The following is a 25318-nucleotide window of genomic DNA, read 5'->3' as shown; positions in this document are numbered from 1 at the left end:
CATGGGGTGCCTCACAGGATACGTGAGCCGACCGGGGCCCCGGGGGCGGAAGAAGGATTTCCGGCGGAGCTGAGCAGAGCCGATCCCGGCGTTCCGGGCTGCGGTGGGGCCACGGAGCCGGAGGACTCCTCGACGGAGGATTCCCCGGCGGAGCTCTCCGGCGTGCCGGAGGAGGACGGGGTGGCGGTCTCGGGCTGCGAGGTCTGCCCGGAGTCGGACGGCGTCGACGTGCTGGGCGAGTCCGGGGTGGAGGGACTCGACGGGCTGGACGGGCTGGACGGGCCGGTGGAGCTGGACGAGCCGGTCGGCGGGGACGGAGACGTCACGGTCACGTCGGGCCTGGGCTTCTTCGGCGGCTTGGCGGGCCGGTCCTTGTGGCCCCCGGTGTCGCCGGGCTGCCGGGCGAACCAGTGGTGGCGGTGGCTCGGGTCGTAGAGGACGAATTCCTTGACCACCTTCGCCGCGGGGGCGACCACGACGACGTTCGCGGGGTTGTACGACGGCCAGGTGTCGCCCGTGCGCTCCGGCGCGGTGCGCTGCGGTACGGGCTTGGTCAGCGGGTTGCCGCAGGCGCAGCGCACCCGGGGCATGCCGTGCCGGTCGACGAGGACGGCCGTACCGGCCTGCAGGACGGCCTGGTACGTGGTGACGGCGCCGTCCCGGTAGCCGTGGTTGGTGACCCAGGTGTCCATGCGGAGCTGGACCGGGGTGAGGGAGCGCAGGTAGGCGGGAACCCGGGCGGGCTCCACCCCGGCGACCGAGGCGAAGGCCCGGTTCTTGGCGGGGGCCGCCTGGAGTGCCCCGATCTGTTTCTCCACGTCGCAGCTGGCGACGTTGCGGGTGCCTCCGTACACCCCCGCGGCCCCGCCGTCGACGCGGCGCAGGGTGGTGCCCGCGGACTCGGTCGTGCCCCCGGTCGGCGTCGGGGCGGCCGGGGCGAGGGAGCTGTCGGTGGCGGTGGACTCGGTGAAGGGGTCCGGGCCGGTCTTCGCCGCGGCCTGGGTGAAGATCTTGCCTTCGGCGGCGGCCGTGCCGCCCGAGCCGCCGCCGCCGGGCAGGGTGAGCAGGAGCGCGAGGGCCACTGCGACCACCACGGCGGTGATGAGAAGGGCCAAGCGGGGTGCGGACCTCCACCACGGCCGGCCGGGCTCCGGCTCGCGGCCGGGGGTGCCGCCCGGGACGGTGCCACCGCCGGAGGAACCGCCCGAGGAGTCGCCGGGCGGTGGTTCTGAGGGCGGGCCCGAGGGTGGTTGCGAGGGTCCCGACAGGGGGCCGGAGGGGGGTCCGGTGGGGCGGCCGGAGGACGGGGGGTCGACGCTCACAAGCTCTCCCGACGTGGGGTTCCCGCGGCGCCACATCCGAGGTCCAGTAACTTTTGACCAGAAATATTCATATCTACGCCGCTTTCTTCCACAACGGACTCATTGTGTGCTCCGGTCGGGGGGCGCTCGCAAGCCGGACGCGGACGGCCCCTCTCGACAGGCGGCCGGTGCGGGTGCTGCTTAGCGTGGCAGGGTGAGCCAGCGCACCCCCTCCGACCAGGCTGTCCGCCGTCACGGCTGGGGCGCGGCGATCGCCGTGGCGCCGGCCGGGCCGGCCGTCATGGTGGTCGTGGCCGCGCTCGGGCTGTGGGCGGCGGGAGCCACGGATCTGCCCCGGGACGCCTTCCCCCGGGTGGTCGCGGCGACCGTCGTCACGGCCGTCGGGGGCACCGTCGAGCTCTCCGGTGACGCGGGCGGGCTCGCGGACACGGAGGCCGGTCTGACGGTGATCCCGCTGTCCGTCACCCTCGTCGGGGCGCTCGTCACCGCCGCGGGCTTCCTGCGGCCGCTGCGGCACCGGGCGGTGGCCGGTGCCCGGGAGTTGGCCGGCTGGGCGGCCCGGGTGGCCGTGGTGTGGCTGCTGTGTCTGCTGGGCCTGGCGTTGGCCGCCCGCCAGAACTTCGCCGTCGACCTCGGCAATGACACGCTGAGCGACCTGGGCGATCTGTTCGGCGTCCGGCCGGAGGTCGGCTTCACCACCGATGTGCCGCTCACCCTGGTGGTCGGGTTGCTGTGGCTGGCCGGTGTGCTGGTCCTGGCGCTGCTGGTGTCCCGCGGGGCCCCGCTGCCTCCCCGGCTGCTGCGCTTCCAGGAGTCGGTCCGTCCCGCCGCTTACGCGATGGTCGGGCTGCTGCTCACCTGGGTCGCCCTGGGGCTGGTGGTCGCGCTGGTCGTGGCGGCGACGAGGGGGCACGCCCGCGAGACGCTGGCGGTGATCCTGCTGGGCCTGCCGAATCTGATGTGGCTGGTGTTCACCGTCGGTCTCGGCGCCACCTGGAACGGCCGGGTGGAGGGTCCGTTCGGGCTGCCCATGCCGCATGTGCTGGACGAGGTGCTGCGCGGCAAGGACACCGCCGCGCTGAACCTGGGCAGCCTGGCCGGGTACGACGGCCGGGTGTGGTGGCTGGTCGTCGTGGACGCGGTGCTGGTGCTGGCCGCGGCGTTCGTGCTGGCGGCCCGTTCCCCGGCCCGGATGCGGGCCTGGCAGCATGCCGTGCACATGGCGGTCGCGCTGGTCGTCACCGTGCTGGCGGTCTGCCTGGTCGGCCGTGTCTCCGCCCACTACGGCCTGTCGGTTCTCGGCATCAACGACCTCGCCGGACTGTCCGGTGATCTGTTCCTGCGTCCCGCTGTGTGGTCCGCGCTGGGTCTCGCCGCGCTGTGGGGGCTGGTCACCGGCTTTATGGGAGCGCTGCTGGCGCGTCCGGTGCACCGGCGGGGCGAGGCGCGTGCGGTCACGGCCCCGTCCGCGGGTCAGCGCTGAGGGCCGCCGAAGACCGGCCGGGCCCAGGCCGGGGGCTGTCGGGGGGTGGTCGTGCCGCCCACCACCTCCGTCGGCGGACGGGCGGGGCGCCCGGTGCCGCGGCCCGCCGCGCGCAGGGCCGCGACGAAGGCGAGGCAGGTGTCGTGGCGGTCGTCGGGGTTCTTGGCAAGGGCGCGGGCGAACACGGCGTCCACCTGCGGGGACAGGTCGGGGCGCGCCTCGGTGAGGGGCGGCGGGGCGTCCTGCTGGTGGGCCCACAGCAGGGCCATGTCCTCGTCCCGGCGGAACGGCGGGTGCCCGGCGAGGGTCTCGTAGACGACGCACGCGAAGCCGTAGACGTCGCAACGGCCGTCGACGGGGCGGCCGGAGATCTGCTCGGGGGCGACGTAGTCGAGGGTGCCGACGAACTGGCCGACCGTGGTGAACCCGGTCAGCGAGAGCGACTTCTTGGTGAGTCCGAAGTCGGTGAGGTAGACGTGCTCCGGGTGGTCGCTGTCGGTGCCCCGGGCGATCAGGATGTTTCCGGGCTTCACGTCCCGGTGGACGAGACCGTGCTCGTGGGCGGCGTCCAGCGCGGAGGCGACCTGCGCGGCGATGCGGACGGCCGTGGGGAGCGGCAGCGGGCCCTGCCGGTCGAGGAGGTGGCGCAGATCGCTGCCCTCGACGTACCGCATGGCGATGTAGAGCACCCCGTCGGTCTCCCCGGCCTCGAAGACCGGCACGATGTGCGGGTGGTCGATGGCGGCGGCCACCCGGGACTCGTGGGCGAAGCGGCCCCGGAAGGTGTCGTTGCGGGAGAGTTCCGGAGCGAGCAGCTTGAGCGCGACCGTGCGGTCCAGGCGCAGGTCGCGGGCGCGGAAGACGACGGCCATGCCGCCGCGGCCGATCTCCCTTTCGATGCGGTAGCCCGCGATCTGCTCGCCGACCAGTTCGGAGACCCGGCCGGCGAAGCCACCGGATCCCATCAGGGCCCTCCGTCGGAGCTCACGACCTGCGTGGGGGCGTGCCCGAGGTCCCCGCCGGCGTCGGGCCCGGCGTCCGTCGCGTAGGTGCTCCCGCGGGTGCCGTCGCCGTAGACCCAGCGGCCCTGCGCGGGGTCGTACAGCCACACGGACTCGCCGTCGACGACCACCCCGATCCGCAGTCCCCGGGTGCGGCGGCGGAAGGACTCGCCGTCGAGGCCGCCGCCGGCCAGGTCCTCCACCGCCGCCCGGTAGCGCGCGAGGGCCTCCTCTGCCCGGGCGAGCAGGGGCCGCGGGTCCTCGGCGGTCGTGGGCGGGCCGTCCGCGGCCGGCGGCTCCTGCGGTACGGCGACGAGGTGGCGGCCGTCCACCCACGCCTCCCAGCCGTTGGCGCACTGCACGTGCCCCCAGTCGCCGCGCCGCTCCAGGAGCCGGACCGGCAGCAGCGGGTCGAGGGGCACGGTGGGGCGGGCCGGGTCGGGGGCCTCCCAGGCGGGCATGCCCGCCTGGGGGACGACATGCGTGGGCCGGAAACCGGGGGCCGTCGGAATCGTCGGTGTCGGCATGGGGTCGCCCCTACTTCCGCATCACGGCGGGCTCGTGCCGGCGCAGCAGCCGCAGGACGGCGTACCCGAGGACCGCCGAGAGCACGACCAGCATCCCGACGTCGAGCAACCACACGGCCGCCGAGTGCTCGAAGAGCGGATCGCCGGTGAGGTCGCCGGGCACGATCCGGGACAGTCCGATGGTGCCGGCCATGGCGCCGAGCGCCCACCGCGAGGGCACCAGCCAGGACAGCTGCTGCAGGCCGGGGACCCCGTCCAGCGTCAACAAGGCTCCGCAGAACACCACTTGGACGATGGCCAGGAGCACGAGGAGTGGCATCGTGACCTCCTCCTTGCGCACCAGAGCGGAGATCAGCAGGCCGAGCATCATCGCCGTGAACGCCAGCAGGGCCACGGCGACGGTGATTTCGACCAGGGGCGGCATCAACACGCCCTCGCCACCGGGTGCGTTCAGGTCGACGCCGAGCAGGGCGACGAGGGTGAGGACGACCGCCTGGACGACGGTCACGGTGCCGAGGACGGCGACCTTGGACATCAGATACGCCGATCTGGACAGGCCCACGGCCCGCTCCCGCTGGTAGATCACGCGTTCCTTGACGAGTTCGCGTACGGCGTTGGCCGCGCCGGTGAGGACGCCGCCGACGCACAGGATCAGCAGCGCGTTCATCGCGGTGTCCCGGGTGAGTTCGCCGCCGGCCAGGGCGCGGGCCATGGCGCCCATCACGAACGGCAGTGCGATCATGATGATCAGGAAGGTGCGGTCGGCGCTCAGCGCGGCCGCGTAGCGGCGGACCAGGGTGGAGAGCTGGGCGCTCCAGCTGCGGGGCCGGGGCGGCGGAAGCATGATCACCGGGCCCTCGCGGGGCAGACGCGGCTGGGCGCTGGAGTTCACCACGTACTGCCGGTGGAACGGCGAGTCGGCGAAGTCCCCGGCCCAGTCGCGGTCCTGGTCCCGGTCGAAGGCCTCGAAGGCCTCGGGCCAGTGGTCGAAACCGAAGAAGGCGAGGGCGTCCTCGGGCGGCCCGTAGTAGGCGATCCGGCCGCCGGGGGCCAGGACGAGCAGCCGGTCGCAGACATCGAGGCTGAGGACGCTGTGGGTGACGACGACGACCGTGCGGCCGTCGTCGGCGAGGCCGCGCAGCATGTGCATCACCGAGCGGTCCATGCCGGGGTCGAGGCCGGAGGTCGGCTCGTCCAGGAAGAGCAGCGACGGCTTGGTCAGCAGCTCCAGGGCCACGCTGACCCGCTTGCGCTGACCGCCGGAGAGGCTGTGCACGTGCTGGTCGGCGCGCTGCTCGAGGCCGAGTTCGCGGATGACCTCCCCGACCCGTTCCCGGCGCTCGGCGCGGGCGGTGTCCTGCGGGAAGCGCAGCTCGGCGGCGTAGGCGAGGGCGGCGCGCACGGTGAGCTGGGCGTGCAGGATGTCGTCCTGCGGGACCAGTCCGATGCGCTGGCGCAGTTCGGCGTAGTCGCGGTAGAGGTCGCGGCCGTCGTAGACGACCGTGCCGTGGTCGGCGGGGCGCTGCCCGGTCAGGGCGCCCAGGAGTGTGGACTTCCCGGCGCCGCTCGGGCCGACGACCGCGAGCAGGCACTTCTCCCCCACCGGGAACGACACGTGGTCGAGGAGGACCTTGCGGCCGTGGTCCACGGCGACCGTGAGGTCCTGGACGTCGAGGGAGACCTCGCCGGTGTCGACGTACTCCTGGAGCTCGTCGCCGACCAGGCAGAACGCCGAGTGGCCGATGCCGACGATGTCCCCTGGGCCGATCGGGGCGGCGGTGACGGGAAAGCCGTTGAGATAGGTGCCGTTGTGGCTGCCGAGGTCGGCGATCTCGTACGTCCCGTCGGGCAGGGCGCGCAGTTCGGCGTGCCGGCGCGAGACGATCAGGTCGTCGATGACCAGGTCGTTGTCCCCGGAGCGGCCGATGCGCACGGTACGCGCGGGCAGCGGGCGCACGCTGGTGGGTTCCCGGAAGGTGCCGGTCAGCGCGGGCATCGAGACCGCCGAGGGGCGTTCCGGGTCGGGCGGGGGCGGGCTCGCCAGGACGGCGTACGGCCCGTCGGAGAGGCTGCCGAAGCGGATCACGCTGCCGGGGCCGACGCCCAGCTCCGCTACGCGGCGGCCGTCGGCCCAGGTGCCGTTGGTGCTCTGTTCGTCGGTGAGGGTCCAGTGGTCGCCGTCGGGCCGCAGCACGGCGTGGTGCCAGGAGACCCGGGCGTCGTCGATCACGATGTCGCTGAGCGGGTCCCGGCCGACGTGGTAGGCGTGGCCCGGGAGGATCGCCGTGGAACCCGACTCCGTCTCCAGGACGAGTTCGGGCGCAGTCGAGGCGACGGGGCGCTCCACCATGCCGGAATTCTATCGATTCGTACTGACGTGTGCCCGCTCAGCCGACCGGCATGACCAGCGCCGGCCCGGTCCGCTGCATGCGCAGCGCGTCCACGGACTCGGCGAGCAGCTCGTACTCGGTGGTGTCGTCACTGACCGCGATCCGCACGAGCCGTCCGCCCGCCAACTCGTCGGCCACCAGCTCCTGCTGGTCGACGTCGGCGCACCAGGCCCGCAGCAGGAGGGGCACGTCGGGCACGGTGTCGGCCACCGGTACGACGGCGCCGGGCGGGAAACTCCCGCTGTCGGGCCGCGGGTCGAGCCGCTCCGCCATCCACAGGGCACGGTCCCGTAACCACCACAGCGCGAGCGCCAGCGTCGGCGCGCGGTACGTGCCGAGCGGCACGCCGATGCGACGGCCGCCGCAGACTCCGTACGCCGTGACATGGCACAGGAATTCGTCGTGCATGTCTCCACTCCCCCGGATGCTCGTATGCCGGCCCTGCCTCGCTTTCCGTGCGGCTCCTGTGAGGCGAACTGCCCCTGACGTTCGAGTATGTTCACTTCTAAAACACTGTCACCATGACTTTCCGGCCAGTCTCTTGGCATATTCACCCCTGCTCCCGGACCGTTCCTGGCCGGAATGCACCTGCGGATCCCGCCCCTCCGCTCGCCTGCGAGCCGTTTCTCCTGGTAATCGGACGGTGACGCCGCGGATTCGGCGCGAGTGGCCAAAACGATGCCGTGGCCGACGAGGGGCTCCTCCCCTTGCGGGGACCCGAAGGAACAAGGCCACCGCAAGGGGAGTCAGCGGCTCAGCCGTTGATCACCGCGTCGATGCGGGCCAGCTCCCCGTCCTCGAATTCCAGGTTGGCGAGGGCGCCGACGCTGTCCTCGATCTGCCGGGCGCTGCTCGCGCCGACCAGCGCGGAGGTGACCCGGCCGCCGCGCAGCACCCAGGCCAGCGCGAGCTGGGCCAGGGTCTGACCGCGGGAGGCGGCGATCTCCGCCAGGGCGCGCAGCTTGCCCACCAGCTCCTCGGTCAGCGCGTCGGAGTTCAGGAACGGGCTGTCGCCGGCCGCCCGGGAGTCCTCCGGGATGCCGTCGAGGTAGCGGGAGGTGAGCAGGCCCTGCTCCAGCGGGGAGAAGACGATCGAGCCGACCTGGAGCTCGTCCAGCGCGTCCAGCAGCCCACCGCTCTCCGGGCGGCGGTCGAGCATCGAGTAGCGCGGCTGGTGGATGAGGAGCGGGGTGCCGAGCTCACCGAGGATGCGGGCGGCCTCCCGGGTCTGCTCGGCCGAGTAGTTGGAGACGCCGACGTACAGCGCCTTGCCCTGCTGGACCGCGGAGTGCAGCGCTCCCATCGTCTCCTCGAGCGGAGTCTCCGGATCGGGGCGGTGCGAGTAGAAGATGTCGACGTGGTCCAGGCCCATCCGGGTGAGGCTCTGGTCGAGCGAGGAGAGCACGTACTTGCGCGAGCCCCATTCGCCGTACGGGCCGGGCCACATCAGGTAGCCGGCCTTGGTGGAGATGACCAGCTCGTCGCGGTAGCGCGCGAAGTCCGACTTCAGGAACCCGCCGAGCGCGGACTCGGCGGCGCCGGGCGGCGGGCCGTAGTTGTTGGCCAGGTCGAAGTGGGTGATGCCGAGGTCGAAGGCACGGCGCAGGATCGCTCGCTGGGTGTCGACCGGGCGGTCCGGACCGAAGTTGTGCCACAGGCCCAGCGACAGCGCGGGGAGCTTCAGCCCGCTGCGTCCGGAGCGCCGGTAGGGCATGTCCGCGTAACGGTCGGGGTGTGCGGTGTACAACGCGACTCCATCAGGGTTGGCACAGGATCTTCCAGGACCACTGTTCCCCGATCGCGGTACAGCGGTCCAACAGAAGAATCCGATGAAATTGAGCGACTAGGCTTCTCAATCATGGAACTGCGCCACCTCCAGCACTTCGTCGCGGTCGCCGAGGACCAGCACTTCACCCGGGCCGCCGAGCGCCTGATGGTGTCCCAGTCGGGTCTGTCGGCCTCGATCCGGTCGCTGGAGCGGGAGCTGCGCGCCCCGCTGTTCGTGCGGACGACCCGGCGGGTGACGCTGACCGAGGCGGGGCGGGCGCTGCTGGCCGAGGCGGAACGGATCCTGGCACAGGTGCGGGCGGCGCACGAGGCGGTGGCCGCCGTGCAGGGCGTGGTGCGCGGGACGCTCTCGGTGGGCACCGAGCAGTGCATCGCCGGGGTGGACGTGGCGAGGCTGCTCGCCGCGTTCCGGCGCCGCCATCCGGACGTGGAGATCCGCCTCAGGCAGACCGGCTCGGGCGCCCTCGGCGAGGAGGTCGCGGCCGGCCGTCTCGACCTGGCCTTCGCCTACCGCACCCAGGCCGACACGGAGCAGCTGCGCTGTGTGCCGCTGGCCATCGAGCCGATGTACGTGCTGTGCCATCCCGGACACCGGCTGGCAGCGGCGGGCGCCCCGGTGACGCCGCGGGACGTCGCCGGCGAGGTGTTCGTCGACTTCCATCCCGACTGGGGCCCGCGCCGCGCCACCGACGCCGCCTTCGCCGCGGCGGACGCCCGGCGCACGGTCGCACTGGAGGTCAACGACGTGCACAGCCTGCTGGACCTGGTGGGCGAGAACCTCGGTGTCGCGGTCGTGCCCCGCCACTTCCGGCACAAGCGCGAGGCGCTCACCGCGCTGCCGCTGAAGGACACCGGCGCGGTCGTCTACGAGACGGTCGCCCTGCTGCCGCCCGCCGAGGCCATCAGCCCCGCCGCCCGGGCGCTCATGGACCTGCTGGAAACAGGGAGCGCCTGAGCGCGGGCTGCGCGATGGTGGACGTATGCATGCGAAGGACATCCTCATCGACGGGTACAACCGCATCCAGGAAGAGGTCCACTCCGCGGTCGAGGGTCTGCCCCCCGACCTGCTGAACGCCCGCCCCACCGCCGAGACCAACTCGGTCGCCTGGCTCGTCTGGCATCTCACGAGGGTGCAGGACGACCATCTGTCGGACGCCTTCGATCTCGACCAGGTGTGGCTGTCCCAGGACTGGGAGAAACGGTTCGGCCTGGATCTGCCGCCCCATGACACCGGCTACGGGCACCGCCCGGCACAGGTGGCGAAGGTGCGCGTCGACGACGCCGGCCTGCTGACCGGCTACCACGACGCCGTCCACGAGCGCAGTCTGAAGGCGCTGCGCTCGCTGACCGCGGCGGACCTGGAGCGCGTCGTGGACGTGCGCTGGGATCCGCCGGTCACCCTGGGCGTAAGGCTGGTCAGCGTCCTGTCCGACGATCTGCAGCACGTCGGACAGGCCGCCTACGCCCGCGGGCTGCTTCAGAGCGCGGCCGGGTAGCCCGGCAGCACGACGTCCTCGATGAGGGCCCTGCGCTCGTCGAACGGGATGAACGCGCTCTTCAGCGCGTTGACCGTGACCGTGCGCAGGTCCTCGACGCCCCAGCCCGCCTCCGTCACGAGGAGTTCCATCTCGCGGGTCATGGTCGTACCCGACACCAGGCGGTTGTCGGTGTTGAGGGTGACCCGGAAGCCGAGGTCCTTCAGCGCGGTGATCGGATGCTCGGCGATGGAGGTCGCCGCACCGGTCTGCAGGTTGGAGGTCGGGCACATCTCCAGCGCGACCCGGCGGTCCCGCATCCACCCGGCGAGCCGGCCGAGCTTGCCGTCGACGATGTCGTCGGTGATCCGCACCCCGTGCCCGACGCGCTGGGCGCCGCACACCTGGAGGGCCTGGTGGATGCTGGGCAGGCCGTGCGCCTCACCGGCGTGGATGGTGAAGGGGACGTTCTCGCGGCGCAGGTGCTCGAAGGCGTCCAGGTGGTCGGCGGGCGGGAAGCCGTCCTCGGCGCCGGCGATGTCGAAGCCGACCACGCCCGCGTCCCGGAAGGCGACCGCGAGGTCCGCGGTGGCCCGGGTGCGGTCGAACATGCGCATCCCGCACAGCAGGGTGCCCACCCGGACGGGCGTACCCGCCGCCGCGGCCTTCGCCATGCCGGCGGCGAGGCCCTCCTGCACGGTCTCGACGACCTCGGCCAGGGTCAGCTCTCCCTGAAGCATGAGCTCGGGGGCGTACCGCACCTCGCCGTAGACGACGCCGTCGGCGGCCAGGTCGAGGACGTACTCCTCGGCGGTGCGCAGCAGGCCCTCGCGGGTCTGCAGCACGGCGAGGGTGTGCTCGAAGGTGGCTATGTAGCGCACCAGGTCACCCGAGTTCGCGGCCTCGACGTACCAGGCGGCCAGTTCGCCGGGGTCGGTGGTGGGCAGGGTGTGGCCGACCGCCTCGGCGAGTTCGACGACGGTGGCGGGGCGCAGGCCGCCGTCGAGGTGGTCGTGCAGCACGGCCTTGGGGAGCCGGCGGAGGGTGTCGGTGTCGATGCTGGGCGCGGTCATGTGCGTCGTGCTCTTTCTCAAGGTCGGTCGGTGGTGGCGGGCTGGAGCAGGTCCCAGCGGTTTCCGTACAGGTCCTGGAAGACGGCGACCGAGCCGTACGGCTCATGGCGGGGCTCCTCCAGGAAGGTCACACCGGCGGCGCGCATCCGCGCGTGGTCGCGGGCGAAGTCGTCGGTGTGCAGGAAGAAGCCGACCCGGCCGCCGGTCTGGTCGCCGACCCGGGCGCGCTGGGCGTCGTCCTTGGCGCGGGCGAGGAGCAGTCCGGTGCCGTCTTGGCCCTCACCGGGCGTCACCACGACCCAGCGGGAACCGTCGGGACGGGGCTCGTCCTCGGCGAGCCGGAAGCCGAGCGCGTCGGTGTAGAAGCGGATCGCCTCGTCGTGGTCGTCGACGACGAGGGTGACCAGGGCGATGCGGCGCATGGTGCGACCTTCCGATGGATGGTTGACGGGAGAGGTTATACGTAAAACGTCACAGGTGCCAGTCGCCCGGGGGCCCGACCGGCGGGCAGACCTCGTACGCGGTTACTATTCGGCGACGCGCACCATTCGAGTGCGCGAATGCTTCACGAACATGCAAAAAGCGAAAAGTAGGGGGATGGGAGCCGGATGCCGGTCAAAGTCAGCGTGGTTGTCCCTGTGTACAACCCGGGTCCTTACATCGAGGACTGCATCAACTCGCTGCTCCGGCAGTCGCTGCCCTCCGACGAGTACGAGGCGGTGTTCGTCGACGACGGTTCGACCGACGAGACGCCGGCCCGGCTGGACGCGCTGGCCGCCGAGCACCCGAACATGCGGGTCATCCACCAGGAGGGCTCCGGCTGGTCCGGCAAGCCGCGCAACGTGGGCATCGAGGCCTCCCGCGGCGAGTTCGTGATGTTCGTCGACAACGACGACTTCCTGGGCGAAGAGGCCCTCGAGCGGATGTACGAGTACGGCGTCGCCAACGAGGCCGACCTCATCATCGGCAAGATGGCCGGCAAGGGCCGCCCCGTGCCGGTGGAGCTGTTCCGCCGCAACCACCCCCGGGCCACCGTCGAGAACGCCCCGCTGATGGACAGCCTCACCCCGCACAAGATGCTGCGCCGGTCCTTCCTGGACCGCATCGGGCTGCGCTTCCCCGAAGGCCGGCGGCGGCTGGAGGACCACGTCTTCGTCGCCGAGGCGTATCTGCGCGCGTCCAACATCTCCGTGCTCAGCGACTACGTCTGCTACTACCACCTCAAGCGGGACGACGCCTCGAACGCCGGCTTCCAGCGCTTCGACCCGGTCGGCTACTTCGCCAACCTCCGCGAGGCCCTGGACGTCGTCGAGCGCTACACCGAGCCCGGCCCCAAGCGCGACCGGATGTTCCGCCGCTGGCTGACCAACGAGATGGCGGAGCGGCTGCGCAGCCGACGCTTCCTCAACCTGCCGGACGACTACCGCAAGGAACTCTTCGACGAGATCCACAAGGTGATCGCCGAGCGGATGGGGCCCTCGGTGTTCGCCCTGCTCGCCCCCGCCCAGCGCGTCGTCGCCGAACTCGCGGCGGCCGGCCGCTACGAGGACCTGCTGACCCTCGCCGAGTGGGAGGCCGCGATCGCCCCCTCCACCGCTCTGGAGAGCGTGGCCTGGGACGGCGATGCCCTGAAGGTCGCGTTCAGCGCCGAGTACACGGCGAACGGCACCCCGAAGACCTTCCCGGCCGACGCCGAGGGCACCGCGCTCCAGGGCGCGCCCGAGTCGGCGGCGGACGCGATCGACTGGCTGGAGCAGGTCACCGCGTCCCGCTTCCCCTCCTCCTCGGTGGACCTCGTGGTGCGCGAGCGCGAGACGCACGCCCAGTTCTTCCAGCCGGTCGAGTTCACCCGTGTGTCCCTGCCCGCCGAGGACGAAGAGGACCGGGTGCGGCTGGTCCTGAAGGCCACCGCGACCATCGACCCGGCGACCGCGGCGAGCGGCTCCGCGCTGCCGGCGGGGCTGTGGGACGCGTTCATCCGGCTGACGCTGGGCGGCTGGACCCGCGAGTACCGGCTGTTCCCGGTGTCGCAGGACCCGTTCCCGGCCATGCCGTACCCGGGCGTGGCCGGCGGCCGCCGGGTGCTGCCGTACTGGACGGTCAAGAACAACTTCGCGATGGACGTCGACCTCGCGAGCAAGCGGCTCGGCTTCGACAAGCTCAAGCCGGAGGACGTCGCCGTCTCCGGCGACCGTCTCGGCGCGACCCTGCCGCTGCACGTCCCCGCCGAGACGAAGGCGCTCGTGCGGCTGACCGGGCCGAAGCCCGCCGCCGAGGTGCTCCAGGTGCAGGCCACCCTGTCGCCCGCCGCCGGCGGCGGCGCGGTGCTGGACGCCGCGCTGCCCGTCCGTTCGGTGACGGACGGGGCGTGGCGCCTCGCCGTGTGCCTGGTCGCGGACGCCGACGAGCCTAAGTTCTTCACGCTGCCGCTCGTGGTGCGCAGCACCCCGGAGGGCCTGAAGGTGGCCAAGCCCGCCCCGAAGGTCGCCGCCAAGCCGAAGGCGGCCCCGAAGGCCCCGCCGAGCGCCGCCCGCCGGCTCGCCCGCAGGATCCCGTTGCCCGTGCGGCGGGTACTGGTGAGGATGGTCAAGGGCAAGGCCGCGACCGCGGCACGACAGAAGGGCAAGTAAGACCGTGCGACCGCTGAGCATCGAAGGCGCCTGGGTCCAGGAGCCGAAGGTCTTCCCCGACGACCGGGGCAGCTTCCACGAGTGGTTCAAGGGCGAGGCGTTCCGCGAGGCCCTGGGCTACGACCTCGACCTGGCGCAGGCCAACTGTTCGGTCTCGCGCCGGGGCGTGCTGCGCGGCGTGCACTTCGCCGATGTGCCGCCCGGGCAGGCCAAGTACGTCAAGTGCGTGCGCGGCGCCGTGCTGGACGTCGTGGTGGACATCCGCGTCGGCTCGCCGACCTTCGGCCGCTGGGAGGCCGTGCGGCTGGACGACACCAGCCACCACGCGATCTTCCTCGCGGAGGGCCTCGGGCACGCCTTCATGGCGCTGACCGACGACGCGACCGTGGTGTACCTGTGCTCGACCGGGTACGCGCCGGGCCGGGAGCACGGCATCAACCCGCTCGACCCCGAGCTGGGCATCGAGTGGCCCGAGGGCCTCGAGCCGGTGCTCTCGGAGAAGGACGCCGAGGCGCCGACCCTCGCCGAGGCGCGCGAGTCGGGGCTGCTGCCCACGTACGAGGAGTGCCAGGCCTACTACGCGCGGCTGCGGGGCGCGGCGGCCGGCGACTGACGGATCGGGCCGGGAACGGGTCGAGCCCGAGCAACCGCTCGGGCTCGACCGTCCGTTGGCCGGGAATGCGCCGGGAACGGGTCAGGACTTGGCGTAACGCTGCTTCAGCGCGCTCCGCTTGTTCGTGCCCTCCGCATTCCTGCCCTTTTCGATAAACACCAGGTTGTGGTAGAAGTGCACCGCCACGACATTCAGATCCGTGTAGCTCGGCTGGTAGTTCTCATCCACGAACTCCTCGTAATTCAGCCCGTCCGTCAGCCGCTTGAGCATCGCCATACTCGTGTGCGGGGCGTCGCGGTCCTCGCTGCCGAGCCATTCGGGCCAGTACGACGACTGCGTGTCCTCGACGACGTAGATGCCGCCGTCCTTGAGCCGGGGGAAGAGCGTGGCGAACGTCGTGAGCACATGCGGACTGCGGTGGCTGCCGTCGTCGATGATGATGTCGAGTTCGCCGATCTTGTCGGCGACGGCGTTCAGGGACGACGGGTCGGACTGGTCCCCGATGAACGTCGTGATCCGCTCCTCGTCGACAAACGACTTGTCCTGGATGTCCATTCCGAAGATCTGCGCCTTCGGGAAGAACTGCTTCCACATGCGCAGCGAGGCTCCGCCCTGCCCGGCCCGGTTGTAACCGCCGATGCCGATCTCCAGCAGGTTGAACGACTGGTTCTTCAGGTGCGCGAAGTGGCGCTGGTAGTGCTGGGTGTAGCGATGCGCGCCCCACTTGTCCGTCTTGAAGTGCAGGGCGAGCTTGTTGAGATCGTCGGAGATCGCCTCGAGCCCGGTCGGCTTGACCGGCTCGGGCCGTTTGCTGAGCAGACGCTTCTTCAGTCGACGCAGAAGCCGCACGTTCTTCTCACCCAATGCGGACTTCACGGTCGCTCGAATCGACATCGCGGGACCTCACCTCTCCTAAGGCCTAATGGCCACATCCAACTCACATGAGATACAAAACATCATCGTAGTGATGAAGTCGGATCCTGAGGTGAGGAATACGGAAGCGAGCGGCAACAATTCGAACAGGCCGGAGGCTTCCGCTCCCTGAGCGGTGCGTGGTTCTGCGCCCGCACCGCGCGGTGCGGGCGCAGAACTCCCGGACGGCCGGTCCTACGACTCCTTGCGGAGGTGGGGCAGTGCTTCGTGCAGGGCAGGTCGCCAGTCCCGCAGCGGCTGCAGACCGACCTCCGGCCACCGGTCGTGCGCGAGGGCGCTGTACGCGGGGCGGGGCGCGGGGCGGACGAACGCCTCGCTCGTGGTGGGCCGCACCCGCTCAGGGTCGGCACCCAGCAGGCGGAACACCTCCCTGGCCAGGTCGCACCAGGTGGCCTCACCGGAGTTGGTGCCGTGGAAGACACCGTGCGCCCGGTCGTCCCGGCCGAGGAGCGGGCCGAGATCGGCGATCCGGGCCGCCAGGTCGGCGCTCCAGGTGGGCTGTCCGCGCTGGTCGTCCACGACGTCGAGGGTGTCCCGGCGGGACTCCAGCTCGATCATCGTGCGGACGAAGTTCTTGCCGTGCGTGCCGTACAGCCAGGCCGTGCGCACCACGGCGCTCGCGCCCGGGAGTTCCTCGAGGACGGCCCGTTCGCCCGCGAGCTTGGTCCGCCCGTAGGCGGTGCGCGGGGCGGTGGGGTGGTCCTCGGGATACGGGGTCGAGCGGGCCTCGCCGTCGAAGACGTAGTCCGTGGAGACGTGGACCAGCCGGGCGCCGTGCCGGGCGGCGGCGCGGGCCAGCAGGCGCGGACCCTCGCCGTTGATCAGCAGGGCCCGCTCCTCGTCGGTCTCCGCGTCGTCGACGGCCGTGTAGGCGGCGCAGTTCACCACGAGGTCGGGCCGGTGGTGGGCGAGCGCCTGCTCCACCGAGTCGGCGCTGGTGATGTCGAGGGCGGTGCGGTCGAGCGGCACCGCCTCCTCACCCCGGCGGGCGAGTTCGTCGACCACGTCGTGGCCGAGCATCCCGCCCGCTCCGGCGACGAGCCACTTCATCAGTGTTTCCCCTGCTCCTTGCTCGACTCCAGGGCGGCGCGCTCCTTCAGCGGCTCCCACCAGGCGCGGTTGTCGCGGTACCAGGCGACGGTCGCGGCGAGGCCGGAGGCGAAGTCGTGCTTCGGGCTGTAGCCCAGCTCCCGGTGGATCTTGCCCCAGTCGACCGAGTAACGCTGGTCGTGGCCCTTGCGGTCGGTGACGTGGTCCACGCGGTCCCAGTCGGCGCCGCAGGCCTCGAGGAGCAGGCCGGTGAGCTCCTTGTTGGAGAGTTCGGTGCCGCCGCCGATGTTGTAGACCTCGCCGGCCCGGCCGCCGGTGCGGACCAGTTCGATGCCCTGGCAGTGGTCCTCGACGTGCAGCCAGTCGCGGACGTTGCTGCCGTCGCCGTACAGCGGGACGTTCCTGCCGTCGAGGAGGTTGCTCACGAAGAGCGGGATGACCTTCTCGGGGAACTGGTGGGGCCCGTAGTTGTTGGAGCAGCGGGTGACGCGCACGTCGAGGCCGTGGGTGCGGTGGTAGGCCAGGGCGAGCAGGTCGGAGGAGGCCTTCGAGGCCGAGTACGGCGAGTTCGGCTGGAGGGGGTGGTCCTCGGGCCAGGAGCCGGTCTCGATGGAGCCGTAGACCTCGTCGGTGGAGACGTGCACGAACGGGCCCACGCCGTGGCGCAGGGCGGCGTCCAGCAGGGTCTGGGTGCCGAGCACGTTGGTGACGACGAAGTCGGCGGCGCCGGCGATCGAGCGGTCCACGTGGGACTCGGCCGCGAAGTGGACCACCTGGTCGGCCTCGGCCACCAGCTTGTCGACGAGGTCGGCGTCGCAGATGTCGCCCTGGACGAACTCCAGCCGGGGGTGCCCGATCGGCAGGTTCTCCAGGGTGCCCGCGTACGTCAGCTTGTCCAGCACCGTGATGCGCGGCGCGTCGGGCGCGTCCGAGGCGAGCAGGCCGCGGACGTACGTGGAGCCGATGAAGCCGGCGGCGCCGGTGACGAGGATATTCATGAACGGATCTGCACCTTGCTGTGGTCTCCGAGAACGAATCGGTGGGCGCTGGGTACGACCGGGGCCGGGGTGACCTCGACATGCCGGCCGATCAGAGAGGCCTCGATCCTGCCCACACCGCGGATCGAGGAGTCCCGCAGCACGATCGAGAACTCCAGTTCGCTGTCGGCGATCCGGCAGTTCTCGGCCACGGACGTGAAGGGGCCGACATAGGAGTCGCTGACCTCGCTGCCGGCGGCGATGACCACGGGTCCGACGATGCGCGAGTTGGTGATCCGCACACCCTTCTCGATCACCACCCGCCCGATGGTCTCGGACGCCTCGTCGACCTCGCCGTCGATCCGCCGCTCCATCGTCTCCAGGACGGTGCGGTTGACCTCGAGCATGTCGGTGACGTTGCCCGTGTCCTTCCAGTAGCCCTTGATGACCGTGGAGCGCACCTCGGCGCTCGCGTCGATCAGGTGCTGGATGGCGTGGGTGATCTCCAGCTCGCCGCGCCAGGACGGCTCGATGGAGCGTACGGCGTCGTGGATGGCGGGGGTGAAGAGGTACACGCCGACCAGGGCGAGGTCGCTCTTGGGCTGCTGGGGCTTCTCCTCCAGACCGACGACCTGCCCGGACGGGTCGAGCTCGGCGACGCCGAACGCGCGGGGGTCGGGGACCTGGGTCAGGAGGATCTGGGCGTCCGGCCGGTTGGTGCGGAACTCCTCGACCAGGTCGGCGATGCCGCCGACGATGAAGTTGTCGCCCAGGTACATCACGAAGTCGTCGTCGCCCAGGTACTCACGGGCGATCAGGACCGCGTGGGCGAGGCCCAGCGGCTTCTCCTGCGGGATGTAGGTGACCTTCAGGCCGAACTGCGACCCGTCACCGACCGCCTCCTGGATCTCCTCGGCGGTCTCGCCGACGATCATCCCCACCTCGGTGATGCCGGCAGCGGCGATGGACTCCAGGCCGTAGAACAGCACGGGCTTGTTGGCCACGGGGACGAGCTGCTTCGCTGAGGTGTGGGTGATGGGACGCAGTCGCGTACCGGCACCACCGGAGAGGACAAGTGCTTTCATTCGGCTTACCTTATCCGGGAATATGATTTCTGGTCTCCTGGGAGTCACCCAGCGGCGGCTACTTCCCCGGAACGGGCCACACCGCGCAGGAGTTCCAGGTCCGCGTCGGTCAGCCGGAGGGCTCCGGCGGCGACGTTCTGCTCCAGGTGGCGGGGGTCGCCGGTACCGGGGATGGCCAGGACGTGGCGGCCGCGGCTCAGTGTCCAGGCCAGGCGGACCTGGGCGGGTGTGGCTCCGTGGGCGCGGGCCACGCTCAGCACCGCGTCGTCGTGGGCGGCCGTCGCGCCCTGGGGGCCGGCCTCGCCCGCGATGGCGTAGAACGGCACGAACGCGATGTCCCGTTCACCGCACACCCGCAGCAGTTCCTCGGTCCGGGGGTCGTGGCCGCCGAGCGCGTACCGGTTCTGCACGGAGACGACCGGGGCGATGTCCCGGGCCTCGTCGAGGTGGCGGGGTTCGATGCCGGAGAGGCCCAGGTGCCGGATCAGCCCGGCCTCCCGCAGCTCGGCCAGCGCGCCGAAGTGCTCGGCGATCGACTCCTGGTGCATTCGGCGCAGGTAGACCAGGTCGAGGTGGTCGCGGCCGAGCTGGCGGAGGTTCTCCTCGACGTGCCCGCGCAGATCCTCGGGCCTGGCCGGGGTGCCCCACGTCCCGTCGTAGTCGCGGAAGGGTCCGACCTTGACGGCGACGACCAGGTGGTCGGGGTAGGGGCGCAGGGCGCTGTTGATGAGCTCGTTGGCGGAACGCAGCGAGGAGAAGTAGAAGGCGGCGGTGTCGATGTGGTCGACGCCGAGTTCCAGGGCCCGGCGCAGGACGGCGGTGGCCCGGTCGCGGTCGCTCGGGGTGCCGTGGTGGAAGGCGGCGCTGCCGGTCAGCCGCATCGCGCCGAGGCCCATGCGGTGGACGGTGAGGTCGCCGAGGGTCCAGGTGCCCGAGGCGTCCGCGGTTGCTGTTCCGGTGGTCATCGCGGGAGTCTGGCACACGACGGGTTTCCATGATCAAGAACCGGCCACACCGCGCAGCCGCCGGTCGAGGAAGGCTCGTTCCGCCGGGCTCTCGCTCAGCGCGAGCGCCGCCTCGTAGGCCCGCACGGCGTCGGCGGGGCGGTCCAGGCGGCGCAGCAGGTCGGCGCGGACGGCGTGCCAGACGTGGTAGCCGTCGAGGGCGAGCGCGTCGACGAGGTCCAGGGCGCGCCGCGGGCCTTCCGTCTCGGCCACGGCGACCGCCCGGTTCAGGGCCACGACCGGGCTCGGGGCGAGGGCCGTCAGCTGGTCGTACAGGCGCAGGATCTGCCCCCAGTCGGTGGCGTCGGCGCTCGGCGCGTCGCTGTGGACGGCCTGGATCGCGGCCTGGATCTGGTAGGGCCCCGGCCGGCCGCGGCGCAGACAGCGCCGGACGAGTTCCTGCCCCTCGGCGACCAGGTCCCGGTCCCAGCGGGCGCGGTCCTGCTCGGGCAGCGGGACGAGTGTGCCGTCCGCGTCCTCCCGGGCGGCCCGGCGGGACTCGGCCAGCAGCATCAGCGCCAGCAGTCCGGTGGCCTCCGGCTCGTCCGGCATCAGCCCGGTGAGCAGCCGGCCCAGCCGTACGGCCTCTGCGCACAGGCCGGGATCGCCCTCGTATCCCTGGTTGAAGATCAGGTAGACGACGGCGAGGACGCCGCTCAGCCGGTCGGGCAGGTCGGCGTCGCGGGGGACGCGGTACGGGATGCGCGCGTCGCGGATCTTCGCCTTGGCGCGGACCAGCCGCTGGGCCATGGTCGGCTCGGGGACGAGGAAGGCGCGGGCGATCTGGGCGGTGGTGAGGCCGCCGAGCAGCCGCAGGGTGAGGGCGACCTGCGCCTGCGGGGCGAGCGCGGGATGACAGCAGGTGAAGATCAGCCGGAGCCGGTCGTCGCGCACGGGGCCCTCCTCCGCGGGCGGGTCGGGGGCGTACAGCCGCACGGCCTCGGCCTGCCGGGCGTCCCGGGTGGACTCGCGGCGCAGCCGGTCCACGGCCCGGTTGCGGGCGGTGGTGATGATCCACCCGGCCGGGCTCGGCGGGACGCCCGTCTCGGGCCAGCGCACTACGGCCGTCGTGAACGCGTCCTGGACCGCTTCCTCGGCGAGGTCGATGTCGCCGAGGAAGCGGACGAGGACGGCGACGGCCCGGCCGTACTCCGCGCGGAAGACCGCCTCGACGTCCGTGCTGTCGGGGGGGTACGGCATCGGTCAGTGGGTGTCCACAAAGGGGCGCACCTCGATGGGGAGGGTGGTGGCCAGGGCGGCCCGCCGCCCCCATTCCAACGCCTCGTCGAGATCGGCGGCCCGGATCAGGCACAGCCCGCCGAGGTACTCCTTGCCCTCGGCGTACGGTCCGTCGGTGACGAGCACGTCGCCGTCCTTCGGGCGCAGCATGGTGGCGGTCTCCGGTCCGTGCAGCCCGCCGGCGAAGACCCAGGCCCCGGCGGCGCGCAGTTCGTCGTTGTACGCCTCGACGCGGCGCATGATCTCGGCCAGCTCGTCGGGCGGGGGCGGCTCACCGCCGGCCGGCTGGACCACGCTGAGCAGGTAGTGCTTCATGACGTCCTCCTTGGCGTCGTGCCGTTCTCTCACCTCCTACACGAACGGCGGCCCACGGGATCGACACCCCACACCCCGAAACGGGAAACAATCCCGTCCATGACCCGACCGCACCCCCTCGTCACCCGCGCCCGCAGCCTCGCCGACGGCCTCCTCGCCCCGCACGCGGAACAGGTCGATCAAGGAGAGGTACCGGTGGGCCATCTGAGGGAGATCAGGCGCTCGGGCCTGCTCGGGCTGAACGCGCCGAAGGAGTACGGCGGCGCCGCGGCACCCGGCGCGGTGGTGCGCGAGACGGCGGAGATCCTCGCGGGGGCGTGCTGCTCGACCTGGTTCGTGCAGACGCAGCACCACACGCCGGTGCTGACCCTGGCCAAGAGCGAGGGCCCGGTGCGCGAGCGCCTGCTGGGCAGGCTGGCGAGCGGCGAACTGCTGTCGGGTGTGGCCTACGCGCACCTGCGGGCCTTCCCGCGCACTCCGGTGCGGGCCACCCGGGAGCGGGGCGGCTGGCGCTTCGACGGAACGGTCCCCTGGTACACGGGCTGGGGTCTGAACGACGTGATGCTGCTGGCCGGTGTCACCGACGCGGACGAGGCGCTGTTCGCCTTCACCGAGGCCCGGGAGCAGCCGGGCCTGCGCCCGTCGACCCCGATGCGCCTGGCCGCCCTGACGGCGGCCCGCACGGTCTCCCTGGATCTGGAGGGCCTGTGGCTGCCGGAGGAGGCGGTGGCGCTGCGCACCCCGCGGGAGACCTGGTCGGCGACGGACCGCCTGAAGACGGTGAACGCCAATCCGGCGGTCTTCGGCATCGCCCGGGCGGCCCTGGCCCTCCTGGACGAGGAGGCCGCGCTCCCGCTGCACACGCGCCTGACGGAGATCCGTGACCGGGCGTACGCCCTCGTCGACTCCGCGAAGCCCCACGAGCACCTGGCGGAACGGCTGGCCCTCAGGACCCGGGCGTACGAGGTGATGCAGGCGGCGACCACCGCGGCGGTGGTGTCGGGCGGCGGCCGCTCGATGCTGCTGACGAGCAGGGCCCAGCGGCTGGCGAGGGAGGCCCTGTTCCTCCTGGTGCAGGGGCAGACCCGGGAGTCGCGGGCGTCGCACCTGCGGTCACTGGCGAGCTGACGCGCGCCCCGCTCAGCGGGCGAACGGCACCTGAACCGACGCCGCCTGCCTCCCTCCCGGGTGCTGCCACAGACCCTCCTCGGCCAGTCGCGGCAGCACGCCCTCCCCGAACCAGTACGCCTCCTCCAGATGCGGATACCCGGACAGCACGAACTCCGAGATCCCCAGCGCCGCGTACTCCTTGATGCGTTCGGCCACCTCCGCGTGGCTTCCCACCAGCGCGGTCCCCGCACCGCCGCGCACCAGCCCGATCCCGGCCCAGAGGTTGGGGTGGATCTCCAGCCCGTCCCGGCTCCCGCCGTGCAGCGCGAGCATCCGCCGCTGTCCCTCGGACTCGCTGCGCGCCAGCCCGGCCTGCACGGACTTCACGGTCTCCGGGTCGAACCCGGCGAGCAGCCGGTCCGCCTCCGCCCAGGCCTCCTCGGCGGTGTCCCGGGTGATGACGTGCAGCCGGATGCCGAACCGCAGCGTGCGCCCGTGCTTCGCCGCGAGGCCGCCGATCCAGGCGATCTTCTCGGCGACCTGGGCGGGCGGTTCGCCCCAGGTGAGGTAGACGTCGACGTGCTGGGCGGCGACCTCACCGGCGATCGGCGAGGAACCCCCGAAGTACACCTCGGGGACCGGATCCGGCAGCCGCGCCAGCCTCGCGTCCTCGACCCGGAGGTGCTCGCCCCGCAGGTCGAGGGTCTTGCCCTCCCACAACCCCCGTACGATCTCCAGGAATTCACCGGTACGGCGGTACCGGTCGTCCTTGTCGAGGAAGTCGCCGTAGGCCCGCTGCTCCTGGCTCTCGCCGCCGGTGACCACGTTCAGCAGCAGCCGTCCGCCGGACTGCCGCTGGAAGGTGGACGCCATCTGCGCGGCGAGCGTCGGCGAGACGAAGCCGGGCCGGAACGCGACGAGGAACTTCAGCCGCTCGGTGTTCTGGCTGACCATCGCCGTCGTCAGCCAGGCGTCCTCGCACCAGGCACCGGTCGGGGTGAGCGCGCCGACGAAGCCCAGGTCCTCGGCGGCGCGGGCGATCTGGCTCAGATAGGCGACCGTGGGCGGCCGGTCCCGTCCGGAGGCGGTGGCCGGGGTGCCGTGGCCACCGCCGACGACATGGCGGCTGTCGCCGTTGGTGGGGAGGAACCAGTGGAAGGTGAGGGACATACGGGGGCTCCGAATCAGGATGTCGCCGAGGGAGTCGTCAGAGGAGACCGTGGCGGGGCGGCCGGGGGCCGTTCAGCGTGTACCGGCCGATGTGCTGGATCTTCCCGCGGATGGGGTCGGCGGCCTTCGCTGACGCGCGGAGGCTCCCGCGCGCAGTCCCTCGGCCGGGGCTGCCGCGGGGGCGAGGGCCTCGGCGTCGCCCCCGATGACATGGGCACCGGTCACGGTCAGCTCGCCGCGGCCAGGTACGGGGTGCGTCCGAGGGCCGCGGAGAACTGGTCGACGACCTGTCCGAGGGCCTCGGCGGTGGCCGGGGCGACGGTGACCGTGCCGTCCTCGTGGGCGGTGATGTCCTTGTCGAGGGTGAACCAGCCCTGCACGATGTGGGCGGCTCCCATGGAGTTCAGAACGGGCCGCAGGGCGTAGTCGATGGCCAGGACATGGGCGGTGGAGCCGCCGGTGGCCAGCGGCAGGACCGTCTTGCCGGTGAGGGCGTACTGCGGGAGCAGGTCGAGGAGCGACTTGAGAACTCCGGAGTAGGACGCCTTGTAGACGGGGGTGCCGACGACGACGCCGTCGGCGCGCGCGAACAGTCCGGCGGCCTCGACGATCGCGGGATGCCGGAAGTCCGCGCCGAGCAGCGCCTCGGCGGGGATCGTGCGGACGTCGAGCGGGATCACCTCGTGGCCCTGGGCGGCCAGCCGCTGGTCGAGGTGGCGCAGGAGCCGGCCGGTGCGGGAGGAGGCGGAGGGGCTGCCGGAGACGGACAGGACGGTGGCCATGGATCCTCTTTCGGGCGTGAGCGGGCGCGGACGCGGGAGCTGTTTCCGGCAGGACCCAGTAGGCGAATGTCACGGCCGCGGGCATGCGGAACTCCTGTTGCACCATGTGCGGAGGTTTTCGGGCACGCCGAATTCACAGGACTGCGCGGGGCGCGTCGAATTCAGGCGGGAAACGAAGAGAGGCGCGGCGGATCTACGGGAGGGTGATCAGGCCGCGGGGCGACAGGAGGCGCTGGAGACGCGTGCGAGGTCGACATGGCGTCGCCGCGTGAGGTCCAGTCGCATCTTCATGCCGTCGATCGTGACAGTCGCCGGCGACGGCAGTCAAGGAGAACCCGACCGGTCTCGTATCGCGGACCATTGAATTTCACGAAGGTGTGACAGGGAAACCCTTGAACGGGTGTGAAATGCCCGCGCATTGTTCACGGGGTGCGCACCGAACAGCTGGAATACATCGCGGCCGTCACCCGGCTCGGCTCGCTGCGCCGGGCCGCCGAGGAACTACGGCTCTCCCAGCCCGCGTTGAGCGAGACGGTGCGGAACCTGGAGCGCGAGCTCGGCGTGGACCTGCTGGAGCGCAAACGCTCCGGGGCGACGATGAGCGCCTCGGGCCGGGAGTTGCTGCCCCACATCGTCGGGGTGCTGGACGCGGTGGACCGGCTGCGCGCGGCGGCGGGCGAACAGCACCGGATCCGGCGGATGGTGCGGGTCGGCACGGTGAACGCGGCGACCGTGCCGCTGCTGCTGCCGGTGCTGCACGAGTTCCGCGGCGCGCATCCGCTCACCCAGGTCGAGGTCGTGGGCGCGCAGCAGACCGACATCCACCGGGCGCTGCTGGAGGGCGGGTTCGACCTGGGCCTGGTCAACCAGCTGGAGGGCGACGACGTGCCCGCCGGGTTCGAGTCCACCGAACTGCTGCGCGGGCGGCCGGTGGTGTGCGTCCGCCCCGACAGCCCACTGGCCGCGGCGCCCTCGGTGGCGGTGGACGATCTGCTCTCCGTACCACTGATCGGCATGCGGTCCGGATACGTCATGCACCGCTATGTGCACCGGCTCCTGGACGGGCGGGATCCCGCGTTCGCGTACTCCACGGACGGCGCGGAGATGGGCAAACTGATGGTCGCGGAGGGCCTCGGGGCGACGGTCCTGCCGGACTTCAGCGTGGTCGGCGATCCACTGGAACGGCGCGGCGCGCTGACGTACCGGCCGATCGCCGGGGACACCACCGGGGTGCTGCTGATGCTGCAGCGGCGCAGAGCGGAATCCGTGCCGCAGGCCGCACGCGAGCTGCACGAGGTGTTCGTGCGCCGCGCTCGGGCCCTGGCCGCCGGCACCGGCTGACGACCCCGCC

Annotated in this window: 25 protein-coding genes; 7 read left to right on the top strand and 18 right to left on the bottom strand. The window is 71.9% G+C overall.

Annotation, left to right across the window (positions count from 1 at the left end):
• Positions 1–11: 11 nt before the first annotated feature.
• Complete coding sequence (locus tag ABT057_RS25975) at positions 12–1322, bottom strand: DUF6777 domain-containing protein (protein ID WP_352345981.1); 1311 nt, start codon at positions 1320–1322, stop codon at positions 12–14.
• Positions 1323–1515: 193 nt separating this feature from the next.
• Between ABT057_RS25975 and ABT057_RS25970 the strand changes: the two genes are divergently transcribed.
• On the top strand, positions 1516–2805 hold the full coding sequence (locus ABT057_RS25970) for a streptophobe family protein (RefSeq protein ID WP_352345980.1): 1290 nt from the start codon (positions 1516–1518) through the stop codon (positions 2803–2805).
• Here the strand turns inward: ABT057_RS25970 and ABT057_RS25965 are convergent.
• From ABT057_RS25965 to mgrA, 5 genes are all read right to left on the bottom strand, one after another.
• On the bottom strand, positions 2796–3770 hold the full coding sequence (locus ABT057_RS25965; RefSeq protein WP_352345979.1) for a serine/threonine-protein kinase: 975 nt from the start codon (positions 3768–3770) through the stop codon (positions 2796–2798). The genes ABT057_RS25970 and ABT057_RS25965 overlap by 10 nt on opposite strands.
• Entirely contained in the window at positions 3770–4333 is a 564-nt protein-coding gene (locus ABT057_RS25960) for a hypothetical protein (RefSeq protein WP_502973966.1), read from the bottom strand. Before ABT057_RS25960 ends, ABT057_RS25965 begins: the two co-directional genes overlap by 1 nt.
• Positions 4334–4343: 10 nt before the next feature.
• Positions 4344–6683 carry an ABC transporter ATP-binding protein/permease gene (locus ABT057_RS25955; protein WP_352345978.1) on the bottom strand — a complete coding sequence of 780 codons (2340 nt, stop codon included), beginning with the start codon at positions 6681–6683 and terminating at the stop codon, positions 4344–4346.
• A 37-nt stretch (positions 6684–6720) separates the two neighbouring features.
• Entirely contained in the window at positions 6721–7131 is a 411-nt protein-coding gene (locus ABT057_RS25950) for a hypothetical protein (protein WP_352345977.1), read from the bottom strand.
• A 346-nt stretch (positions 7132–7477) separates the two neighbouring features.
• Positions 7478–8470, bottom strand: coding sequence for an L-glyceraldehyde 3-phosphate reductase (mgrA, locus tag ABT057_RS25945; RefSeq protein WP_352345976.1), 993 nt, complete (start codon positions 8468–8470; stop codon positions 7478–7480).
• A 111-nt stretch (positions 8471–8581) separates the two neighbouring features.
• Between mgrA and ABT057_RS25940 the strand changes: the two genes are divergently transcribed.
• Together ABT057_RS25940 and ABT057_RS25935 are read left to right on the top strand one after the other, a co-directional pair.
• The gene (locus ABT057_RS25940; RefSeq protein ID WP_352345975.1) at positions 8582–9466 is read left to right on the top strand and encodes a LysR family transcriptional regulator; all 885 of its coding nucleotides are present in this window, start codon (positions 8582–8584) and stop codon (positions 9464–9466) included.
• Positions 9467–9491: 25 nt separating this feature from the next.
• Complete coding sequence (locus ABT057_RS25935) at positions 9492–10007, top strand: mycothiol transferase (protein ID WP_352345974.1); 516 nt, start codon at positions 9492–9494, stop codon at positions 10005–10007.
• Here the strand turns inward: ABT057_RS25935 and ABT057_RS25930 are convergent.
• A complete protein-coding gene (locus ABT057_RS25930; RefSeq protein WP_352345973.1) occupies positions 9989–11059 on the bottom strand; it encodes an adenosine deaminase in 1071 nt (356 codons plus the stop codon). The two genes, ABT057_RS25935 and ABT057_RS25930, sit on opposite strands and share 19 nt — an antisense overlap.
• 17 nt (positions 11060–11076) lie before the next feature.
• The gene (locus tag ABT057_RS25925; RefSeq protein WP_352345972.1) at positions 11077–11481 is read right to left on the bottom strand and encodes a VOC family protein; all 405 of its coding nucleotides are present in this window, start codon (positions 11479–11481) and stop codon (positions 11077–11079) included.
• Positions 11482–11667: 186 nt separating this feature from the next.
• Between ABT057_RS25925 and ABT057_RS25920 the strand changes: the two genes are divergently transcribed.
• Positions 11668–13689 carry a glycosyltransferase family 2 protein gene (locus ABT057_RS25920; RefSeq protein ID WP_352345971.1) on the top strand — a complete coding sequence of 674 codons (2022 nt, stop codon included), beginning with the start codon at positions 11668–11670 and terminating at the stop codon, positions 13687–13689.
• A gap of 4 nt (positions 13690–13693) precedes the next feature.
• Positions 13694–14302, top strand: a complete 609-nt coding sequence (gene rfbC, locus ABT057_RS25915; protein ID WP_352345970.1) for a dTDP-4-dehydrorhamnose 3,5-epimerase — start codon at positions 13694–13696, stop codon at positions 14300–14302.
• Positions 14303–14383: 81 nt separating this feature from the next.
• Here rfbC and ABT057_RS25910 read toward each other — a convergent pair whose 3' ends face one another.
• The 7 genes from ABT057_RS25910 to ABT057_RS25880 form a co-directional block, all read right to left on the bottom strand.
• Positions 14384–15196, bottom strand: coding sequence for a class I SAM-dependent methyltransferase (locus ABT057_RS25910; RefSeq protein WP_352345969.1), 813 nt, complete (start codon positions 15194–15196; stop codon positions 14384–14386).
• A 213-nt stretch (positions 15197–15409) separates the two neighbouring features.
• Positions 15410–16285, bottom strand: a complete 876-nt coding sequence (gene rfbD / locus ABT057_RS25905) for a dTDP-4-dehydrorhamnose reductase (protein WP_352345968.1) — start codon at positions 16283–16285, stop codon at positions 15410–15412.
• Positions 16285–17283, bottom strand: a complete 999-nt coding sequence (gene rfbB / locus ABT057_RS25900) for a dTDP-glucose 4,6-dehydratase (protein WP_352345967.1) — start codon at positions 17281–17283, stop codon at positions 16285–16287. Before rfbB ends, rfbD begins: the two co-directional genes overlap by 1 nt.
• Positions 17280–18347: a glucose-1-phosphate thymidylyltransferase gene (locus tag ABT057_RS25895; protein ID WP_352345966.1), complete on the bottom strand. Its 1068-nt coding sequence runs from the start codon at positions 18345–18347 to the stop codon at positions 17280–17282. The genes rfbB and ABT057_RS25895 overlap by 4 nt, the downstream gene beginning before the upstream one ends.
• Before the next feature lie 44 nt (positions 18348–18391).
• Positions 18392–19312 carry an aldo/keto reductase gene (locus ABT057_RS25890; protein WP_352345965.1) on the bottom strand — a complete coding sequence of 307 codons (921 nt, stop codon included), beginning with the start codon at positions 19310–19312 and terminating at the stop codon, positions 18392–18394.
• A 33-nt stretch (positions 19313–19345) separates the two neighbouring features.
• The gene (locus tag ABT057_RS25885; RefSeq protein ID WP_352345964.1) at positions 19346–20551 is read right to left on the bottom strand and encodes an RNA polymerase sigma factor; all 1206 of its coding nucleotides are present in this window, start codon (positions 20549–20551) and stop codon (positions 19346–19348) included.
• Positions 20552–20554: 3 nt separating this feature from the next.
• Positions 20555–20905, bottom strand: coding sequence for a YciI family protein (locus ABT057_RS25880; RefSeq protein ID WP_352345963.1), 351 nt, complete (start codon positions 20903–20905; stop codon positions 20555–20557).
• A 99-nt stretch (positions 20906–21004) separates the two neighbouring features.
• Here ABT057_RS25880 and ABT057_RS25875 point away from each other — a divergent pair, with 99 nt between their 5' ends.
• Positions 21005–22033, top strand: coding sequence for an acyl-CoA dehydrogenase family protein (locus ABT057_RS25875; RefSeq protein ID WP_352345962.1), 1029 nt, complete (start codon positions 21005–21007; stop codon positions 22031–22033).
• A gap of 12 nt (positions 22034–22045) precedes the next feature.
• Here the strand turns inward: ABT057_RS25875 and ABT057_RS25870 are convergent, their stop codons facing one another.
• The 3 genes from ABT057_RS25870 to ABT057_RS25860 all read right to left on the bottom strand — a co-directional run bounded on the left by ABT057_RS25870 (position 22046) and on the right by ABT057_RS25860 (position 24252).
• A complete protein-coding gene (locus ABT057_RS25870; protein ID WP_352345961.1) occupies positions 22046–23185 on the bottom strand; it encodes an LLM class flavin-dependent oxidoreductase in 1140 nt (379 codons plus the stop codon).
• Positions 23186–23412: 227 nt separating this feature from the next.
• On the bottom strand, positions 23413–23967 hold the full coding sequence (gene ssuE, locus ABT057_RS25865; protein WP_352345960.1) for an NADPH-dependent FMN reductase: 555 nt from the start codon (positions 23965–23967) through the stop codon (positions 23413–23415).
• Between the two features lie 207 nt (positions 23968–24174).
• Positions 24175–24252: a putative leader peptide gene (locus tag ABT057_RS25860; protein WP_352346049.1), complete on the bottom strand. Its 78-nt coding sequence runs from the start codon at positions 24250–24252 to the stop codon at positions 24175–24177.
• A 144-nt stretch (positions 24253–24396) separates the two neighbouring features.
• Here ABT057_RS25860 and ABT057_RS25855 point away from each other — a divergent pair, with 144 nt between their 5' ends.
• Complete coding sequence (locus ABT057_RS25855) at positions 24397–25308, top strand: LysR family transcriptional regulator (RefSeq protein WP_352345959.1); 912 nt, start codon at positions 24397–24399, stop codon at positions 25306–25308.
• The last annotated feature ends 10 nt before the right edge of the window (positions 25309–25318 follow it).

Source organism: Streptomyces sp. NPDC002588, assembly GCF_040295925.1.
Classification (GTDB): Bacteria; Actinomycetota; Actinomycetes; order Streptomycetales; family Streptomycetaceae; genus Streptomyces.
The sequence above is the reverse complement of the archived record's forward strand: the minus strand, read 5'-3'. Positions and strand labels throughout refer to the sequence as shown.

Excerpts from the sequence above, each read along its gene's own strand:
- ABT057_RS25895 (WP_352345966.1), bottom strand. The coding sequence starts at position 18,347 with ATGAAAGCACTTGTCCTCTCCGGTGGTGCCGGTACGCGACTGCGTCCC.
- ABT057_RS25955 (WP_352345978.1), bottom strand. The coding sequence starts at position 6,683 with ATGGTGGAGCGCCCCGTCGCCTCGACTGCGCCCGAACTCGTCCTGGAG.
- ABT057_RS25860 (WP_352346049.1), bottom strand. The coding sequence starts at position 24,252 with ATGCGACTGGACCTCACGCGGCGACGCCATGTCGACCTCGCACGCGTC.
- ABT057_RS25925 (WP_352345972.1), bottom strand. The coding sequence starts at position 11,481 with ATGCGCCGCATCGCCCTGGTCACCCTCGTCGTCGACGACCACGACGAG.
- ABT057_RS25920 (WP_352345971.1), top strand. The coding sequence starts at position 11,668 with ATGCCGGTCAAAGTCAGCGTGGTTGTCCCTGTGTACAACCCGGGTCCT.
- ssuE (WP_352345960.1), bottom strand. The coding sequence starts at position 23,967 with ATGGCCACCGTCCTGTCCGTCTCCGGCAGCCCCTCCGCCTCCTCCCGC.
- ABT057_RS25870 (WP_352345961.1), bottom strand. The coding sequence starts at position 23,185 with ATGTCCCTCACCTTCCACTGGTTCCTCCCCACCAACGGCGACAGCCGC.
- ABT057_RS25875 (WP_352345962.1), top strand. The coding sequence starts at position 21,005 with ATGACCCGACCGCACCCCCTCGTCACCCGCGCCCGCAGCCTCGCCGAC.
- ABT057_RS25880 (WP_352345963.1), bottom strand. The coding sequence starts at position 20,905 with ATGAAGCACTACCTGCTCAGCGTGGTCCAGCCGGCCGGCGGTGAGCCG.
- ABT057_RS25910 (WP_352345969.1), bottom strand. The coding sequence starts at position 15,196 with ATGTCGATTCGAGCGACCGTGAAGTCCGCATTGGGTGAGAAGAACGTG.
- ABT057_RS25930 (WP_352345973.1), bottom strand. The coding sequence starts at position 11,059 with ATGACCGCGCCCAGCATCGACACCGACACCCTCCGCCGGCTCCCCAAG.
- ABT057_RS25890 (WP_352345965.1), bottom strand. The coding sequence starts at position 19,312 with ATGACCACCGGAACAGCAACCGCGGACGCCTCGGGCACCTGGACCCTC.
- ABT057_RS25960 (WP_502973966.1), bottom strand. The coding sequence starts at position 4,333 with ATGCCGACACCGACGATTCCGACGGCCCCCGGTTTCCGGCCCACGCAT.
- ABT057_RS25950 (WP_352345977.1), bottom strand. The coding sequence starts at position 7,131 with ATGCACGACGAATTCCTGTGCCATGTCACGGCGTACGGAGTCTGCGGC.
- rfbB (WP_352345967.1), bottom strand. The coding sequence starts at position 17,283 with ATGAATATCCTCGTCACCGGCGCCGCCGGCTTCATCGGCTCCACGTAC.
- ABT057_RS25965 (WP_352345979.1), bottom strand. The coding sequence starts at position 3,770 with ATGGGATCCGGTGGCTTCGCCGGCCGGGTCTCCGAACTGGTCGGCGAG.
- rfbD (WP_352345968.1), bottom strand. The coding sequence starts at position 16,285 with ATGAAGTGGCTCGTCGCCGGAGCGGGCGGGATGCTCGGCCACGACGTG.
- ABT057_RS25885 (WP_352345964.1), bottom strand. The coding sequence starts at position 20,551 with ATGCCGTACCCCCCCGACAGCACGGACGTCGAGGCGGTCTTCCGCGCG.
- ABT057_RS25935 (WP_352345974.1), top strand. The coding sequence starts at position 9,492 with ATGCATGCGAAGGACATCCTCATCGACGGGTACAACCGCATCCAGGAA.
- ABT057_RS25940 (WP_352345975.1), top strand. The coding sequence starts at position 8,582 with ATGGAACTGCGCCACCTCCAGCACTTCGTCGCGGTCGCCGAGGACCAG.